This is a genomic window from Actinoplanes hulinensis, from assembly GCF_019429605.1.
Classification (GTDB): Bacteria; Actinomycetota; Actinomycetes; order Mycobacteriales; family Micromonosporaceae; genus Actinoplanes; species Actinoplanes campanulatus.
Map to the genome: position 1 here is coordinate 1 of NZ_JAHXZI010000012.1, position 16925 is coordinate 16925.

At 71.7% G+C, this 16925-nt stretch carries 11 protein-coding genes and 1 rRNA gene; 6 read left to right on the plus strand and 6 right to left on the minus strand.

Annotation, left to right across the window (positions count from 1 at the left end):
• Positions 1–79: ribosomal RNA gene (gene rrf / locus KZ829_RS45030) — 5S ribosomal RNA — on the plus strand; the annotation flags it as partial.
• 181 nt (positions 80–260) lie between these two features.
• On the opposite strand, the gene KZ829_RS22595 is transcribed toward rrf, so the two are convergent.
• Positions 261–1181, minus strand: a complete 921-nt coding sequence (locus KZ829_RS22595; protein ID WP_246636112.1) for a hypothetical protein — start codon at positions 1179–1181, stop codon at positions 261–263.
• Between the two features lie 125 nt (positions 1182–1306).
• Here KZ829_RS22595 and KZ829_RS22600 point away from each other — a divergent pair, with 125 nt between their 5' ends.
• The 3 genes from KZ829_RS22600 to KZ829_RS22610 are packed head-to-tail and all read left to right on the plus strand — an operon-like array spanning position 1307 to position 5621.
• Positions 1307–3937 carry a valine--tRNA ligase gene (locus KZ829_RS22600; RefSeq protein ID WP_220145937.1) on the plus strand — a complete coding sequence of 877 codons (2631 nt, stop codon included), beginning with the start codon at positions 1307–1309 and terminating at the stop codon, positions 3935–3937.
• Entirely contained in the window at positions 3934–5265 is a 1332-nt protein-coding gene (locus tag KZ829_RS22605) for a bifunctional folylpolyglutamate synthase/dihydrofolate synthase (RefSeq protein WP_220145938.1), read from the plus strand. The genes KZ829_RS22600 and KZ829_RS22605 overlap by 4 nt, the downstream gene beginning before the upstream one ends.
• On the plus strand, positions 5262–5621 hold the full coding sequence (locus KZ829_RS22610) for a DUF4233 domain-containing protein (RefSeq protein WP_220145939.1): 360 nt from the start codon (positions 5262–5264) through the stop codon (positions 5619–5621). The genes KZ829_RS22605 and KZ829_RS22610 overlap by 4 nt, the downstream gene beginning before the upstream one ends.
• A 34-nt stretch (positions 5622–5655) precedes the next feature.
• On the opposite strand, the gene KZ829_RS43225 is transcribed toward KZ829_RS22610, so the two are convergent.
• Positions 5656–9204: a VOC family protein gene (locus tag KZ829_RS43225; protein WP_308285622.1), complete on the minus strand. Its 3549-nt coding sequence runs from the start codon at positions 9202–9204 to the stop codon at positions 5656–5658.
• 149 nt (positions 9205–9353) lie between these two features.
• On the opposite strand from KZ829_RS43225, the gene ndk reads away from it, so the two are divergent.
• Complete coding sequence (gene ndk, locus KZ829_RS22620) at positions 9354–9770, plus strand: nucleoside-diphosphate kinase (protein WP_220145940.1); 417 nt, start codon at positions 9354–9356, stop codon at positions 9768–9770.
• A gap of 12 nt (positions 9771–9782) precedes the next feature.
• Here the strand turns inward: ndk and KZ829_RS22625 are convergent, their stop codons facing one another.
• From KZ829_RS22625 to KZ829_RS44625, 4 genes are read right to left on the minus strand one after another with little or no spacing between them, the layout of a single operon-like run.
• On the minus strand, positions 9783–10568 hold the full coding sequence (locus tag KZ829_RS22625; RefSeq protein ID WP_220145941.1) for an ABC transporter permease: 786 nt from the start codon (positions 10566–10568) through the stop codon (positions 9783–9785).
• Positions 10565–11335, minus strand: coding sequence for an ABC transporter permease (locus tag KZ829_RS22630; RefSeq protein WP_220145942.1), 771 nt, complete (start codon positions 11333–11335; stop codon positions 10565–10567). The genes KZ829_RS22625 and KZ829_RS22630 overlap by 4 nt, the downstream gene beginning before the upstream one ends.
• Positions 11332–12309 carry an ABC transporter ATP-binding protein gene (locus KZ829_RS22635; protein ID WP_204295114.1) on the minus strand — a complete coding sequence of 326 codons (978 nt, stop codon included), beginning with the start codon at positions 12307–12309 and terminating at the stop codon, positions 11332–11334. Before KZ829_RS22635 ends, KZ829_RS22630 begins: the two co-directional genes overlap by 4 nt.
• 29 nt (positions 12310–12338) lie before the next feature.
• Positions 12339–13346 (minus strand): ArsR family transcriptional regulator, encoded by a 1008-nt coding sequence (locus KZ829_RS44625; RefSeq protein ID WP_220145943.1) that lies wholly within the window; start codon positions 13344–13346, stop codon positions 12339–12341.
• A 385-nt stretch (positions 13347–13731) separates the two neighbouring features.
• Between KZ829_RS44625 and ileS the strand changes: the two genes are divergently transcribed.
• Positions 13732–16848, plus strand: coding sequence for an isoleucine--tRNA ligase (gene ileS, locus KZ829_RS22645; protein ID WP_220145944.1), 3117 nt, complete (start codon positions 13732–13734; stop codon positions 16846–16848).
• Positions 16849–16925 lie beyond the last annotated feature (77 nt).

The window sequence follows — 16925 nt, forward strand, 5'->3', positions numbered from 1 at the left end:
TCCGAACCCGGTAGCTAAGCCCTTCAGCGCCGATGGTACTGCACTCGGGAGGGTGTGGGAGAGTAGGACGCCGCCGGACTCAACGTGATAGAAAGGCCCACCCCATACGGGGTGGGCCTTTCTTTTTGCCCTTTTTCGGTGACGGAAGGCTCACGCCCGGCGGGCGCTGCACGGCTGGGACGGCGCAGCGGCCTCGCGGGGACTCCCGGAACGGGGTGGTGCGTTTGGGGGCGGGCACTTTCGTACCGGAAAGGGTTTTCTTAGCTTCGGGTTTGGGTGGCGGAACGGATCTGGAGCATCAAGGGGGCGGCTTCGGCCGGGGTGCGGTTCGGGAACATGGCCAGGGCCAGGGCGCCGTGGTCGGCCCAGCCGCAGACCGTCAGGTCGCCGTCGGAGGAATGGGTCACTCCGCATTTCATGGTGCCGCCCAGATCGCCGGCTTCCACGTCGCTGATCTCGGTGACCGCGCCCTGGTCGTCGCCCACCAGATCGAAAGCGGTGTCCAGCTCGGAGCCGGGGGACCAGAAGAGCGAGGTGCCGCCGAAGAACAGGACGCTCTTCTCGTCGGCCCCGGTGTAGACGGCGCCCACCGCCTTGGTCATGGGGATCTCCGCGGAGAGAGCGGTCTGCAGGTAGTCGGCGGTCGCGGCGGCCTCCTCGCTGTCGTCGAGGGTGAGCGAGCCGATGCTGGTCGGTGTGGCGAGCGTCGTGTTGCGCTGGGAGTTGATCCGCCAGCCGAAGACGGCCATGGCGCCGGCGCCGGCGACCGTCACCGCGAGCAGGCTCGCCAGGACGATCGTGCGGGTTTTGCTGCGCGGCTTCGCAGGGCGGGCGGGGTCGTCGCTCTCCGCAGCCATCAGACCGAACGCGTTGTCACCGTCCGGGTCGTCGGGGGTCGCGCTCAGTTCCAGCGGGGTGTCGTCGTCGGCCGGGGCCGCGGGCGCGCTGAAGAGCGAGCCCGCCGCGGGCGGTGGGGTGTCGCTGGGCGCGGGGCCGGTCGCGGGCGGTGGGGTGTCGCTGGGCGCGGGGCCGATCGCGGGCGGTGGAGTGTCGACGGGCGCGGGTGACGGAGTGGTGCTGGGCTCGGAAGTGGGCTGGTCCGCGGTGGGCTCCGGAGCGCGCGCGGGTTCCGGCTGCTCCGGGGAGGCGGGAGGAGGTGTGTGCTGACCGCGGTCCGACATCAGGCGAGCCTATCCGGTGGCGGCCGGCGCCGTGGGTGGTGGACGGGCCGATCACCCGGGGTGCCGGGGTCCTTCGGAGGAGGTGCGAATTCGGGTCGGTGGCCGGGGATCCGTAGACTTGTCGGGTGACCGATGAGACCGAACCCCGTACTCCCGACAGCCGGCCCACCGGTGGCCTCTCCGCCCAGTACCAGCCGGGCGAGGTAGAGCAGCGGCGGTACGAGCGGTGGGTATCGGAGGGTTACTTCACGGCGGACCCGAAGAGTGACAAGCCGCCGTTCACGATCGTGATCCCGCCGCCGAACGTGACCGGGTCCCTGCACGTGGGGCACGCCCTCGACCACACGATTCAGGACACCCTGGTCCGGCTCAAGCGGATGCAGGGCTACGAGGTGCTGTGGCTGCCCGGCATGGACCACGCCGGCATCGCCACGCAGAACGTGGTGGAGCGGCAGCTCGCCGCGCAGCAGCTGTCCCGGCACGACCTGGGCCGGGAGAAGTTCGTCGAGCGGGTCTGGGAGTGGAAGGCCGAGTCCGGTGGCGCCATCCTCGGGCAGATGCGGCGGCTCGGCGACTCCGTCGACTGGTCGCGCGAGCGGTTCACCATGGACGAGGGCCTCTCCCGCGCCGTTCAGACGATCTTCAAGCGGCTGTACGACGACGAGCTGATCTACCGGGCCAACCGGATCATCAACTGGTGCCCGCGCTGCCTCACCGCGCTCAGCGACATCGAGGTGGAGCACACCGAGGACGAGGGCGAGCTGGTCTCGATCCGGTACGGCGAGGGCGAGAACTCGATCGTCGTCGCCACCACCCGTGCCGAGACGATGCTCGGTGACACCGCGGTGGCCGTGCACCCCGACGACGAGCGCTACAAGCACCTGGTCGGCACCGAGGTCGAGCTGCCGCTGACCGGCCGGCGCATCCCGATCGTGGCGGACGAGCACGTCGACCCGTCGTTCGGCACCGGCGCCGTCAAGGTGACCCCGGCCCACGACCCCAACGACTTCGAGATCGGGCAGCGGCACGGTCTGCCCAGTCCGGCGATCATGAACGAGCGGGCGATCATCACCGTACCCGGCCCGTTCGAAGGTCTTGATCGTTATGAGGCCCGTCCGGCGATCGTCGCGGCGCTGCGGGAGCAGGGCCGGATCGTCGCCGAGAAGCGGCCCTACCTGCACTCGGTGGGGCACTGTTCGCGGTGCAAGACCACGGTGGAGCCGCGCCTGTCGCTGCAGTGGTTCGTCAACACGAAGCCGCTGGCCAAGGCGGCCGGGGACGCGGTCCGTGACGGCCGGGTCAAGATCGAGCCGGCGGAGCTGTCCAAGCGGTACTTCGCCTGGGTCGACAACATGCACGACTGGTGCATCTCCCGGCAGCTGTGGTGGGGCCACCGGATCCCGGTCTGGTACGGGCCGGACGGCGAGGTCGTCTGCGTCGGACCGGACGAGCAGCCGCCCACCGGTGAGGGCTGGAAGCAGGACGAGGACGTCCTCGACACCTGGTTCTCCTCGGGCCTGTGGCCGTTCTCCACGCTGGGCTGGCCGGAGCAGACCGCCGACCTGGAGAAGTTCTACCCGACCAGCGTGCTGGTGACCGGCTACGACATCCTCTTCTTCTGGGTCGCCCGGATGATGATGTTCGGTCTCTACGCGATGGACGGCCGGCAGCCGTTCGACGTGGTCAACCTGCACGGCATGGTGCGCGACCAGTTCGGCAAGAAGATGTCGAAGTCGTTCGGCAACGTGGTCGACCCGCTCGACTGGATCGACCGGTACGGCGCCGACGCCACCCGCTTCACGCTGGCCCGCGGCGCCAACCCCGGCTCCGACGTGCCGGTCAGCGAGGAGTGGTGCCAGGGCTCCCGCAACTTCTGCAACAAGCTGTGGAACGCGACCCGGTTCGCCATGATGAACGGCGCGTCGGTCTCGGGCGACCTTCCTTTGCCGTCCGAACTGTCCGCTATCGACAAGTGGATTCTCTCCCGCCTCCAGCACGTGACCGCTGAGGTGGACGGCTACTTCGCGGCCTACGAGTACGCGAAGGTCTGCGACGCGCTCTACCACTTCGCGTGGGACGACGTGTGTGACTGGTACCTGGAGCTGAGCAAGCCGGTGCTGGCCCAGGGCAGCGCCGTGACGCAGCGCGTGCTCGGGCACGTGCTCGACCAGTTGCTGCGGCTGCTGCACCCGGTCATCCCGTTCGTCACCGAGGAGCTGTGGATCGCGCTCACCGGCGGCGAGACGGTGATGAAGGCGGCGTGGCCGTCGGCCGACCCGGCGCTCGTCGACGACGCCGCCGAGGAGGAACTGGCCGCCCTCCAGAAGGTGGTCACCGAGGTCCGGCGGTTCCGCTCCGACCAGGGGCTCAAGCCGAGCCAGCGGGTCACCGCGGCGCTCACCGGGCTGGGCAACGTCGGCATCGACGCGCACGAGCCGCTGATCCGTTCGCTGGCCCGGCTCGACGCGCCCGGCGCCGACTTCGCCACCACCGCCACCCTCGCGGTGACCGGTGGCATCACCGTCGACCTGGACACCCGGGGCGCCATCGACGTGGCCGCCGAACGGGCCCGGCTGGAGAAGGACCGGGCGGCCGCTGAGAAGGAGGTCACCCAGTGCCGGGCCAAACTCGGCAACGAGGCCTTCATCGGCAAGGCCCCGGAAGCCGTGGTCGCGAAGATCAAGGACCGGCTCGCGGCCGCCGAGGCCGACCTGGTCCGGATCGCCGCCGCCCTCTCGGGGTTGCCGGCATCATGAGCAACCCCGAGTACGACGAGGTCGAGGCCGCGCTGGACAAGCGCGGCTTCACCCGCATGGCGTTCGACATGCAGAAGATCCGAGATCTGATGGATGTGCTGGGCAGCCCGCAGCGGGCGTACCCGGCGATCCACCTGACCGGGACCAACGGCAAGACCAGTACGGCGCGGATGATCGACGCGCTGCTGCGGGCCCACGGGCTGCACACCGGCCGCTACACCAGCCCGCACCTGGAGAGCGTCCGGGAGCGGATCAGCCTCGACGGGGAGCCGGTGTCGGAGGAGCGGCTCGTCACCACGTTCAACGAGGTGGCGCCGCTGGCCGAGCTCGTCGACGCACGCTATGCGGAGCCGCTCACCTACTTCGACATGACGACGGCCATGGCGTACGCGGCGTTCGCCGACGCGCCGGTGGACATCGCGGTCGTCGAGGTGGGGCTCGGCGGCGAGGAGGACGCCACCAACGTCATCGAGGCGGGCGTTTGCGTGCTCACCCCGATCGGGCTCGACCACACCGAGTGGCTCGGCGACACGATCGAGGACATCGCCTGGCACAAGGTGGGCATCATCCACCAGGGCGCCACCGTGATCACCGCGCTCCAGACCGAGGAAGCCATGCGGCCCATCCTCGAACGCTGCGCCGACATGCAGGCCACCCTCGCCCGGGAGGGCAGCGAGTTCGGGGTGGTGGAGCGGACCCAGGCGGTCGGCGGGCAGGTGCTCACCCTCCAAGGGCTCGGCGGCGTCTACGACGAGATCTTCCTGCCGCTTTTCGGCGCCCACCAGGCGCAGAACGCCGCGATCGCGCTCGCCGCCGTCGAGGCCTTCCTCGGCGCCGGCCCCGGCAGGCAGCTCGAGGTCGACCTGGTCCGGGAAGGGTTCGCCCGGGTGGACTCGCCCGGCCGGCTGGAACGGGTGCGCAGCGCGCCCACCATCCTGCTCGACGGCGCGCACAACCCGCACGGGATGGCCGCCACGGTCACCGCGCTGGAGGAGGAGTTCTCCTTCCGGCACCTGGTGGCGGTCGTGTCGGTGCTCGGCGACAAGGACGTCACCGGCCTACTCGACCTGCTCGAGCCGGTCGCCGCCAAGATCGTGGTGACGCAGAACAGCTCGCCGCGCGCCATGCCCGCCGAGGAACTGGGCCAACTGGCGGTGGCCGTCTTCGGTGAGGACCGGGTGACGGTCACGGCTACCATGCCCGACGCCATCGAGGAGGCCGTCGTCCTGGCCGAGGAGGACTCCTCCGGGGACACCAGCGGCATCGCTGTGCTGATCACCGGATCGGTCGTCACCGTCGCCGACGCGCGGAAGCTGCTCAAACGATGAGCGCCCCGCAAGAGCCACGCCCCTCCGGGCTCAAGAACCCCCAAGCAGCGGTACGGGGACTCGGCGCCGGGACACTGGCGCTGGAGACGGTCGTGCTGCTGCTCATGGTGGCGCCCCTGAAGACGATCGCCGGAGACGGTAGCGGCCCGGCGATCATCATGGTGCTCGTGCTGGCCGTGCTGGCGATCGTGCTGGCCGGCAGCATGAAGCGGAGCTGGGCGTGGGCCGGTGGCACCGTGCTCCAGGTCCTGCTGCTGCTCGGCGGGTTCCTGCACTGGACCCTGGCCGCGGTCGGGGTGATCTTCGGGTTGACGTGGGTGTACGTGCTGCACGTACGCCGGACGATCCTGGGCTGACACCCGGTCCCGTTCCGGGACCGGGTGATGCCCGTCAGTGGATGGCCCGCCACTGGGTGATCGCGATGTTGTGGTTGTCCGGGTCGCGGAACGTCGCCGACCACAGCTCCAGGCGGTCGCCGCGGTTCACCGGGCGGGGCGAGTGGACGAACTTGACGCCCTTCTCCCGCAACTCGGTGTGCACCGCCTCGATGTCGCCGACCTCCAGGTTCAGGTAGATCAGCCGGCCCGCTTCGGACGACAGGTTGTGCACCGTACGCAGCACCAGGCGGGTGTCGCCGGACGCCAGTACGGCACTGCCGTCGCCGGTGTCGATCTCGTGGAAGCCGAGCACGTCCCGGTAGAACTCGGTCGAGCGCGCCAGGTCGGTGACCAGGATGGTGATGCCCACCCCGTGGATCGAGCCGGCCGGGCCCGGGCGGGCGCTCGGATAGCCGGTGATCACATCGGCGGCGTGCTCGTCCGGCTCGTTGCGGCCGGCGAAATCACCCCACGGGTTGCCGTCCTCCGGGTGCGGTGAGACGGCCGCGCGGCCCACCGCCACACCCAGGATGCCGTCGCGCAGCGCCGACGTGCCCTTCGGTGGCTGCTCCGAGGGCTGCTCCCGGGGCTGCTCCCGGGGCTGCTCCCAGGGCTGCTCCGGGGGCTGCTCCGGGGGCGCGACGAAGCCGTCAGCCACGGCGGGTGCCGCCTGCGCCCCCGGGTTACCGCGCAACGGCAGATCCAGCGGAATGTCGACGTGGTCGCGGGACGGGTAGGAGGCCGGCGGCGGCGCGCTCGGGAACGGCCGGTCCGGGGCCGGGGCGGTCGGGGGCGTGGTCAGCGGGGACGGCGCGGTCGTGGCGCGCTCCCGGCGCGGTTGTGCCGGGAACGCCACCGGGGTCGGCCCCGGCCTGGTGCCCGGCTCGTCCTCGGCGGTCGTCTCCTCAGCGGTCGTCGAAGGGGTGCCCGGCTCGGTGCCCGGCTGCACGAAGAACCGGGTTCGGCTGCCCAGCGGATGGGCGTCGACGTTCGGGGGGACCGGGGTGGGTTCGTCCTCCGGCTCCGCCCACGGGGAGGTCGTGGGACGCGCCCAGCGGTCGTCGTGGGGTGGGGCGCTCGGTGGGGCCTGTCGCGGAGCCGGGCGATCCGGTGTCTCGGGGGTGGACCCGGTCCAGCGTGCGTCACCGCGGGATGCGGTCGCCTGCGACGGCCGGGACCACGGGGCCCGCGGTGGTACCTCGGCCCGGGCCGGGCGCGCTGCGGGGGTGGCCGTCTGAGGTGCGGGCGGCGTTGTGGCCGGGGTGGTCGTCTGAGATGCCGGCCGGGCCTGAGGTGGGGGCGGCGCCGCGCGACTCGGGCGGGGCACGCGCCTCGGGGGCGGTGCGGGGGCGTCGGCCGGGCGCGGGACCGGTGGCGGTGGGGGCTTCAACCCCTGGCTCCACGCGGTGGGTGGTGGCGGGGGAGTGCCGGTTCGGGGCGTCCGTGAGGCGGGCGAGACCGGATCGACCGGCCCGGTGCCGCGGCGTGGTCCTCGCGAATCCTCGGGGGCCTGAGAAGACGGGCGCCCGGCGGGGACGGTCGGCGCGCTGGAAGAGGCCGCGGTCTCCGGGGCGGATCGCTGGTCGTTGGTCGGACGGTCGTGGCGACCGCGGTCGGAGGCGTCGGGCCCGGCCGGGGTCTCGCGGGGGATGCCCCGGACGGTCTCCCGAGAGGTGCCCGGGACGCCTTCGCGGGGGGTGCCCGGGACGGCTTCGCCATCGGAGGGGCGCGCCGGGGGGTCGATGTCGTCGGCTCGGCGGTGTCCCGCCTGGCGTGGAATCGCCGCCGACCGGGACGAGGCCGCGGCGGCGGTGGTGCCGACGCCGGATTGTGCCGGGCGGGTGGGCGGGCCGTCCAGGTCCAGGTCGACGGCCGGGTCGACGGACTCCAGGTCCAGGTCGACGGCCGGACCGGTTCCCTCCAGGTCCAGGTCGACGGCTGGGCCGGTGTCCTCCAGATCGAGATCGACGGCCGTATCGGCATCGGGTTCGGCGTGGGCGCGGTGTGCGCCCGTCGTGCCGGTCCCGGGCTGGTGGTAGCCGGACTTCTCGGTGCTGCTCCGGTCGGCGTCGACCTCGTCCGTGTGGGGGCCGGCCGGGTGGACGGTGCTCCGGGGAGTCTCCGCTGCCGGGCCGGTGTGGCGGGTCTCCCGGGTGGGCGGGGCGGTGTCGCCGGCTTCGGTGGGCCGGCGGGGCCGGGGTGCCGGGGAGGCGGCCCGGTCGCTCTCGGTGCGGTGGACCTCGTCCGCGTCGGGAGCCTCGGCGGTGTGGGGGTCGGCCGGTGGGGTGGGAGCCGACTCGGCCGACGTGCGCTGGGGTGGGGGCATGGTCGTGGCCGCCTGAGTGGCGGTCCTGGTGGTGGCGCGGGACGCGGCCGGTGGGGTGTCGCGCTCGACCGTCGCGGTGGCGGAGGAGTTCCGGGGGCGCGGGCTCGGGCGGGAGCCGGGCGGGCGGGTGGAGGCCGAGGCGGTCGTGGTGCGGGGACCACCCGCCGGGCCGGGTCCACCGGCGGACGGATCGGAAGGGTCGGGGCCGAACGGGCGGCTGGGGGCCTCCGCGGGCGAGGTGGCGAAGGCGGCACCTGACGGCGGGCCCGCGAACGACGCGGCGGGGCCGGGGGCCGGGTGCGAATTGGCCGACGGGGCGGAGCCGGAGGCCGGGTGCGAATTGGCCGACGGGCCGGGGCCGGGGGCCGGGCGCGGGTCGGACGACGGGGTGGGGCCTGGGTCGTACGGCGAGGTGGAGAAGTCCTCGGCGTGGTCGCGTGCACCGGACCGCGGCGGGTCGTCGAAGGCCGTGGACGCGGTGGCGGCGGCGGGGCCGAACGGCCGTGCCCGGCGGGGCAGCGGGGGCGGCTCCTCGTCGGTGCCGACCACCTGGCCCTCGACGATGGTGCCGGCGGGCGTGTCGCGGACCACGACGGGCGTGGTGGTCCGGCGGCCGAACCCGCCGGAGGAGGCGCGCGGGCCGGGCGGGGGTGGCGGGTCGTCCTCGGTGTCGACGTCCCACTCACGTTCGCGGCCCTCCCACGGGGCCGGGTCGGCGGAGCCGAGGAGTTCCTCGTCGAGATCGTCCGGATCGAGGCCGTCGGCGGGGGCGGGAGGTGGCGGCGGGTCCTCGCCCTGGGGGCGGGCGACGGCGTCCTTCCAGTTGATCCGGACGCGGCGGGTGTCGTCGACGTCGACGGTGATCGGGACGGTCGTGCCCGGATCCGGCCACTTCTCGATCGGCACCCGGGACTCGCGGACCATGGCGTCGAAGGCGCCCAGGCCGGGCGCCACCACGATGAGCTCGATGGTGGCCCGCCCGTACGCCCCGACCGGCGGCGGCTCGGTGATCGACCGCACCTCGGCGGTGCCCGCCACGGTGGCCCGGCCGCCACGGCGCGACACGTTGAGGAAAGCGACCGCTATGGCGATGGCGAGAACGGCGACGCCGAAGAAGGCGACGGCCGAACTCCGCATGCCGAGCCCGTAAACGATCACGAAGGCCGCCAGCGTGGCCATGATCGCCGCTACCAGCTTGCGCGCCGGGGCGATTGGCCGGCCGGTCTGGTTCGCCACTGTGGACCTCCCGGTTGTTCCCGTCAGGTTATGGCCCTGCGGTGCGTCCGCGAAAGTGCGGCAGTACGGACATCGCCGCTCGCCCCGTTCGCGGTACCGATAGGCTGAACTCCCCGCGTGTCGGCCTGTAGTGATAACGGAGGAACTGCGTGTCCAGCCCTACCGAGCGTTCGCTCGTCCTGATCAAGCCCGACGCGGTGCGCCGTGGCCTGCTCGGTGAGATTCTGTCCCGTTTCGAGGGTAAGGGCCTGGTCATCGAGGCGCTGGAGTTGCGCACGATGGACGGCTCCCTGGCTGACGCGCACTACGCCGAGCATGTGGACAAGGCCTTCTACCCGCCGCTGAGGGACTTCATGACGAGCGGGCCGCTGGCGGCTCTGATCCTCTCCGGTGACTCGGTCATCGAGGTGGTCCGGGCCATGATCGGCGCGACCGACGGCCGCAAGGCGGCCGCCGGCACGATCCGTGGTGACCTGGCGCTCTCCAACCGGGAGAACCTGGTGCACGCCTCCGACTCCCCGGAGAGCGCCGAGCGCGAGCTGGCGCTCTGGTTCCCGAAGTTCTAGATCTGACAGTCGTTACAGGGTCTCCAGGCTCGCCCGGCGACGGGACTCGGCCTCGAAGACCTTGAGCAGGAGCGCGGCGAGGACCGCGTAGCCGGCGCCGACCAGCAGTTCCAGGCCCAGCGCGGGCGCGGCCGCCTCGAGGCCGCGCCCGGCGGCGAGCAGCCGGGCCGCCTCCGCCGCGTGGGTGATCGGCAGCAGATGTCCGACAGTGATCATCCAGTCGGGCAGTCCGTCGCGCGGTACGTTGACCCCGGTCAGCAGGAGCAGCAGCGCGGCCGACACGTTGGAGACCACCCACACGTCGCGGAACCGCAGACCCAGCGCGCCCAGCGTGAGCCCGAAGAAGCCGCAGGCCAGCGAGCCGGCGGCCAGGGCCAGTGCCAGACCGGGCAGGGCCGGGGCGGGGATCCGCAGGCCGAGCAGCAACACCCCCATGAGCAGCGTGAACGCGGCGATGAGCAGGCCGTTCCCGGCGTACGGCAGCACCCGCCCCCAGAACACCACGGTCCGGCTGCGCGGGGACAGCAGCACGTGGCCGAGGGTGCCGTAGCGGCGCTCGTTGGCGACCGCCATCGTCCCGCCGAACACGCAGGCGGTCGACGCGGCCAGAACCGCGTTGCCGACGATGAAGAACCGGTCGTCGGCCACCTGCAACTGCCGCCCCAGATAGGCGAAGAACAGCAGCTGGAAGGTGGGCCCGGCGAGCAGTGTCCCGGTGTACATGGCGGGGGTGGTCCAGTTGAACAGGGCCCGGTACGCCAGCGCGCCACCGATGCCCATGAGCCGTAGCGTCCTCATGCCAGCGCCAGGGTCGCGGCCGCGCGGGCGCGGCGTTCGAACGATTTCAGCAGGACCGCCCCGAGCACCAGGCACACCGTGCCGAGGGCCAGGCAGATCCCGATCGACGGCCAGACCGGCCCGCCGACGGTGGCCTCGCGCAGCGCCCGGGCGCCCCACGTGGTCGGCAGGACGGCCGCGATCGGGGCGGTCCAGGCCGGCAGCACGCTGATCGGCACGAGCATTCCGGAGAGCAGCCAGATCGGGTAGTCGAGCGGGTTGGCCAGCGCGTTGGCGTTGCGCAGCAGCACGAACGTGGAGGCCAGCAGCAGGCCGAACATGCCGAGCCCGGCGATGCAGGCCAGGGTGGCGGCCCCGAAGGCGAGCGGGTGCGCCAGGTCGATCGGGATGCCGTAGACGAGGCGGCCCCACAGCAGGGTGGCGACCAGCGCGTAGCAGCCGGTGACCGCGGTGGCGGCGGTGAGCGGCAGGACCACCAGCACCGGGTGCCGGGGCGTCAGCATGATGATCTCGAGGGTGCCCTCGAACCGCTGGTGCTGGATGGCGCCGCCGGAACCGGTGAGCACCGAGGCCCAGACGCCCATCAGGCCGGCGCCGACCGCGGCCTCCAGCAGCCGGTGCGGCTCGTCGCCGGCCCGGAACAGGTAGACCGCGAGGGTGGCCTGGACCAGCGGGATGACCAGTGCCATGGCGATCTCGAACGGGGACCGGCTGAGGTGCTTGGCGCGCAGCACGGTGCCGATCAGCAGGGTGCGCAGCGTCCTCATGCGGCACCCACGATCGCCACGTACGCGTCCTCCAGCGTCGGCTCCCGGCTGTCCACCCGGCCCAGCCGGATCCCGGCGAGTTCCCGCAGCACGTCACCCTGTACGTCGACGTGCGCATCGGACTGGACGGTCAGCAGTTGCAGCGCCCCGCGGTCCTCCACCGAGGTTTCGCGGACGCCGGGCAGCCCCCGTAGGGCGCTGATCGCGGTGTCCGGGACGCCGTACGCCTCGACCTCCACGACCCGCCGCCCGTCTGCCCGGCTCCGCAGCTCGGCTGGTGTGCCGAGTGCCTGTATCTCGCCGCCGGAGATCACCGCGATCCGGTCGCAGAGCTCGTCCGCCTCGGCCATGTAGTGCGTGGTCAGCACGACCGTCGTGCCGCCCGCGGCCAGCCCGGCGACGGTGCGGCGCAGCTCCCGGGCGGCGACCGGGTCGACCCCGATCGACGGTTCGTCGAGGAACAGCACCTCGGGGGCGTGCAGCAGGCCGCGGGCGATGTGCAGCCGCTGCCGCATGCCGCGGGAGTAGCCCTCGACCCGTTCCTTCTCCCGTCCGGTGAGCCCGACGAGTTCCAGCAGCTCGGCGATGCGCCGTCTCTGGTCGCGGGGCGGTACGCCGTACAGCTCGGCGAAGTACCGCAGGTTGTCCAGCGCCGACAGCCGGTCGTAGAGGCCGCGGTCGCCGCCGAACACGTACCCGATCCGCCGCCGTACCTCCCGGGTCTGCTCGACCACGTCGAAGCCGCGGATCCGCGCGGTGCCGGCGGTCGGGATGAGCAGGGTGTTGAGCATCTTGATGGTGGTGGTCTTGCCGGCGCCGTTCGGGCCGAGCAGGCCGAACAGTTCGCCGCGGCGCACCGTCAGGTCGATGCCGCGGACCGCCTCCACCGTCTCGCGCCGGGGCCGCAGCCAGCCGGTGCGGGTCCGGTACGTGCGGCGCAGGCCCTCCGCCTCGATGGCGTAGTCGCTTTCCATGCCCGGAAAACTAGGGAACGACTGTCGATTCAGGAAACGAATTCGGTCGTGGCCGAATCGTCGCCGAGCAGGTTGACCAGTGCCAGCCCGGCCGGTTCCAGGCCGTAGAGGACCCGGCGCCCGGCCCGCCGCCGGTGCACCACCCCGGCGGCCTGCAATCCGGCCAGGTGCTCGGAGACCGTGCTCGGCGCCAGCCCCAGCACGGTGGCCAGCCCGGTGGTGGTGGCCGGGGTGGTCAGCGCCCGCAGCACGGTGGCCCGGCCCCGGCCGATGAGCAGGGTGAGCCGGTCGTCCGGTGCCGGGGTGTGGCTCTCGGCCAGTACGGCGGCGCCGCGCGCCTGATAGGTCACCAGCACCACCTCGGGATGGTCCGAGGAGTAGAGCAGCGCGCCCCGCGAGAAGATCAGCGGCACCAGCAGGAGCCGCTGGTCGGTCGCGGTGAAGTCGTCCTCCAGCTGCTTCATCAGGGTGAGCACCGGCCGCTCCCAGCGGACCCGGTCGTGCAGCCGGGCGAGCAGGGCGTCCGGGCCTTCGGCGGCCAGCGCCCGGGCCCGCAGCAGGACCTCCTCGTCCAGCGCGGCCCGCATGGCCGGCCAGTACGGCGCCATGGCCCCGTCCCAGAAGGCGGCGAGCCCGTCGGCGAGCCGGTTCAGCGCGGTCTCCCGGTCGTCGAAGAACGGCCGCAGACAGGTCGGAACGCCGTCCGGGTGGTGCCGGGCGACCTGCTGCGCGATCACCTCGGCGGGCGTGTGCCGGACCTCGTGGAGCTGCTCCTCGATGGTGGGCGCCGGCGACCCCGGCATCGGGGCGAGGAAGTCCGGCAACATCCGGCCCACCTCGAAGTAGACCCGCAGCGGGGCGGTCGCCGGATAGGTGCGCAGCACGGCCCGAGCCCGCCGGGCCCAGCCGTCGTACGGCCAGGGCGCGGTCTCCGGGTGGCGGTGCAGCAGCCAGAGGCCGCAGACCGTCTCGATCAGCGGGCTGATCGCGATCCGGGTACGCGACAGGGTCGGTTCGTCGAGCTCGATCCGGATCACGCCCATGAGTTTACGGTCGAAGGGTGGGTGGGCAGCTCCGCCCGGCGCGGGCGGCACCGGGCGCGAGCAGCGACGGACGTCGCTTCCGGCCCACGGCGGCCGCGCGTAGCCCGTACCCCTGAAGTAATGCGGATGAGAGAAGCTGAGCGTGCCCGGTATCGTTGTGCGCACGCAGGCTTTGAACCGGCCATCACCGGGGAGCCTCCGGAAGAACGGGCCTTTTTGAAAGAGCCCTAGTAGAACCGGGCGGACACCGGACCGCGCAGCCTTCCGGCGAATGAGCGGGCGGGTCTCCATGAACCGCCAAGCGAGGTGGTACCGCGGGTCTTCGTCGAAGGCTCGTCCTCGCAGTCACGTCATGTGAACTGCTTGAGGGGAACACCAGATGGCCTACCCGAAACACACCGACGCCACCGGCGTTCCGGCGAGCCCGGATCTGCCGGCGGTCGAGCGTGCCGTGCTCGACCACTGGGCGGCCGACAAGACGTTCGAGGCGTCCGTCGACCAGCGGCCGGCGGGCGAGAACGGCGCGAACGAGTACGTCTTCTACGACGGTCCGCCGTTCGCCAACGGCCTGCCGCACTACGGCCACCTGTTCACCGGGTACGTGAAGGACCTGGTGCCGCGCTACCAGACGATGCGCGGCCGGCGGGTGGAGCGGCGGTTCGGCTGGGACACGCACGGCCTGCCCGCCGAGGTCGAGGCGGAGAAGCAGCTCGGCATCACCACCAAGGCGCAGATCGTCGACCTGGGCATCGACAAGTTCAACGACGCCTGCCGGACGTCGGTGCTCGCCTACACCAAGGACTGGGAGCGTTATGTGACGCGCCAGGCCCGGTGGGTGGACTTCCAGAACGACTACAAGACCCTCGACCCGGAGTACATGGAGTCGGTCATGTGGGCGTTCAAGACGCTGCATGACAAGGGCCTGGTGTACGAGGGCTTCCGGGTTCTCGCCTACTGCTTCCGGTGCGAGACGCCGCTGTCCAACACCGAGACGCGGATGGACGACGTCTATCGGGATCGGACCGATCCGGCGTTGACGGTCAAATTCCGGTTGGACACGGGCGAGGACATCGCGGTCTGGACGACGACCCCGTGGACGCTGCCGTCGAACCTGGCGCTCGCGGTCGGCCCTGAGATCGAATACGCTGTTATGTCCGATAATTCGGGACAGAAGCTGCTTATCGGCGCGGGGCGGGTCGGGGCGTACGCCAAGGAGCTGGAGGGCTACGAGCAGGTCGGCAGCGTCCACGGCCGGGATCTCGTCGGCCGCCGCTACACCCCGCTCTTCGACTTCCTGGTCGAGCCGGGCGGGGAGAACGCCTTCCAGGTCCTCGGCGCCGAGTTCGTGACCACCGAGGACGGCACCGGTGTCGTCCACATGGCCCCGGCCTTCGGTGAGGACGACCAGAACGCGTGCAACGCGGCCGGCATCCCGACCGTCGTGACCGTCGACGAACACACCCGGTTCACCTCGCTGGTCCCGGACTACCAGGGCCTCCAGGTGTTCGACGCCAACAAGCCGGTGATCGCCACGCTGAAGGAGCGCGGCGTGGTGCTGCGCCACGACGGGTACACGCACTCGTACCCGCACTGCTGGCGCTGTGACACCCCGCTCGTCTACAAGGCGGTGTCGTCCTGGTTCGTGGCGGTGAGCACGTTCCGGGACCGGATGGTCGAGCTGAACCAGCAGATCAGCTGGACGCCCTCGCACATCAAGGACGGCTCGTTCGGCAAGTGGCTGTCCAACGCCCGCGACTGGTCGATCTCCCGGAACCGGTTCTGGGGCTCGCCGATCCCGGTGTGGAAGTCGGACGACCCGCAGTATCCGCGCGTCGACGTCTACGGCTCCTACGAGGAGCTCGCGCGCGACTTCGGGGTGACCATCACCGACCTGCACCGGCCCTACGTCGACCAGCTGGTCCGCCCGAACCCGGACGACCCCACCGGCAGGTCGACGATGCGGCGCGTGCCGGAGGTGCTGGACTGCTGGTTCGAGTCCGGGTCGATGCCGTTCGCCCAGGTGCACTACCCGTTCGAGAACAAGGACTGGTTCGAGCACCACTACCCGGGTGACTTCATCGTCGAGTACATCGGGCAGACCCGCGGCTGGTTCTACACCATGCACGTGCTGGCCACGGCGCTGTTCGACCGGCCCGCGTTCCGCAACTGCCTGAGCCACGGCATCCTGCTGGGCGAGGACGGTCGCAAGATGTCCAAGTCTCTGCGGAACTATCCGGACGTGTACCGGGTGTTCGACACCTACGGGTCGGACGCGATGCGCTGGATGCTGATGTCGTCGCCGGTCCTCCGGGGCGGGGACATGCCGGTCACCGAGGTGGCGATCCGTGACTCGGTCCGGCAGGTGCTGCTGCCGTTGTGGAATGTCTGGTACTTCTTCAGCCTCTACGCGAACGCTTCGGATTACGTCGCGAAGAATCGGACGGATTCGACGCACCTGCTCGACCGGTACATCCTCGCCAAGACCGGTGAGCTGGTCAGCGACGTCCAGCGGCAGATGGACGACTACGACATCTCGGGTGCCGCGGCCAGCATCCGGTCCTACCTCGACGCCCTGACCAACTGGTACGTGCGCCGTTCCCGGGACCGCTTCTGGGCCGGCGACGAGGACGCCTTCGACACCCTGTCCACCGTGCTGGAGACCCTCACCCGGGTGGTGGCGCCGCTCGCGCCGCTGACCGCCGAGGAGATCTGGCGGGGCCTGACCGGCGGCCGTTCGGTGCACCTGACCGACTGGCCCTCGGCGGACGTGTTCCCGGCCGACCACGAGCTGGTCGCGTCGATGGACGCGATCCGGGACGTGGCGTCGGCGGCCCTGTCGCTGCGCAAGGCCAAGGGGCTGCGGGTCCGGCTGCCGCTGGCCACGCTCACCGTGGCCACTGCCGACGGAGGCCGGCTGACCGGCCTCGGCGACCTGCTCAAGGACGAGGTCAACGTCAAGGACGTGGTCTTCACCGACGACGTGGCCGCGTACTGCCAGCAGGTCCTGACGGTCGTCCCGCGGGCGCTCGGCCCCCGGGTCGGCAAGCAGGTCCAGCAGGTGATCAAGGCGGTCAAGAGCGGCGAGTGGCAGCTCGTCGACGGCGCACCGGTCGCGGCCGGCGTCACCCTCGCCGAGGGGGAGTACGAGCTGAGGCTGGTCGCCGCCGACGTGGAGAACTCCGCGCCGCTGCCGGCCGGCGGCGGTGTCGTGGTCCTCGACACGGTCGTCACCGAGGAGCTGGCCACCGAGGGCCTGGCCCGCGACGTGATCCGCGTCGTGCAGCAGGCCCGCCGGGACGCCGACCTCGACGTCAGCGACCGGATCGCGCTCGTGCTGTCGGCCGCGCCGGTGGTCCGGGCCGCGGTCGAGGCGTACCGGGAGTTCGTCGCCGGTGAGACTCTCGCCACGTCGGTGGAGTTCGCCGAGCTGGCGGAAGGCTTCACGGGCGAGGTCGGCGACGCCGAACAGGTCACGGTGACCGTTTCGGCGGTGTGATTCAACCGATTGGCCCGGATGTTCGCCTGGTGTGGGCGAATGTCCGGGCCGGTCCAAGATCACTGGGTACATCGCGG

Coding starts and splice junctions, on each gene's coding strand:
- KZ829_RS22610 (WP_220145939.1), top strand. CDS start 5,262: ATGAGCGCCCCGCAAGAGCCACGCCCCTCCGGGCTCAAGAACCCCCAA.
- KZ829_RS22635 (WP_204295114.1), bottom strand. CDS start 12,309: ATGGAAAGCGACTACGCCATCGAGGCGGAGGGCCTGCGCCGCACGTAC.
- KZ829_RS22625 (WP_220145941.1), bottom strand. CDS start 10,568: ATGAGGACGCTACGGCTCATGGGCATCGGTGGCGCGCTGGCGTACCGG.
- KZ829_RS22605 (WP_220145938.1), top strand. CDS start 3,934: ATGAGCAACCCCGAGTACGACGAGGTCGAGGCCGCGCTGGACAAGCGC.
- KZ829_RS22630 (WP_220145942.1), bottom strand. CDS start 11,335: ATGAGGACGCTGCGCACCCTGCTGATCGGCACCGTGCTGCGCGCCAAG.
- ileS (WP_220145944.1), top strand. CDS start 13,732: ATGGCCTACCCGAAACACACCGACGCCACCGGCGTTCCGGCGAGCCCG.
- KZ829_RS22595 (WP_246636112.1), bottom strand. CDS start 1,181: ATGTCGGACCGCGGTCAGCACACACCTCCTCCCGCCTCCCCGGAGCAG.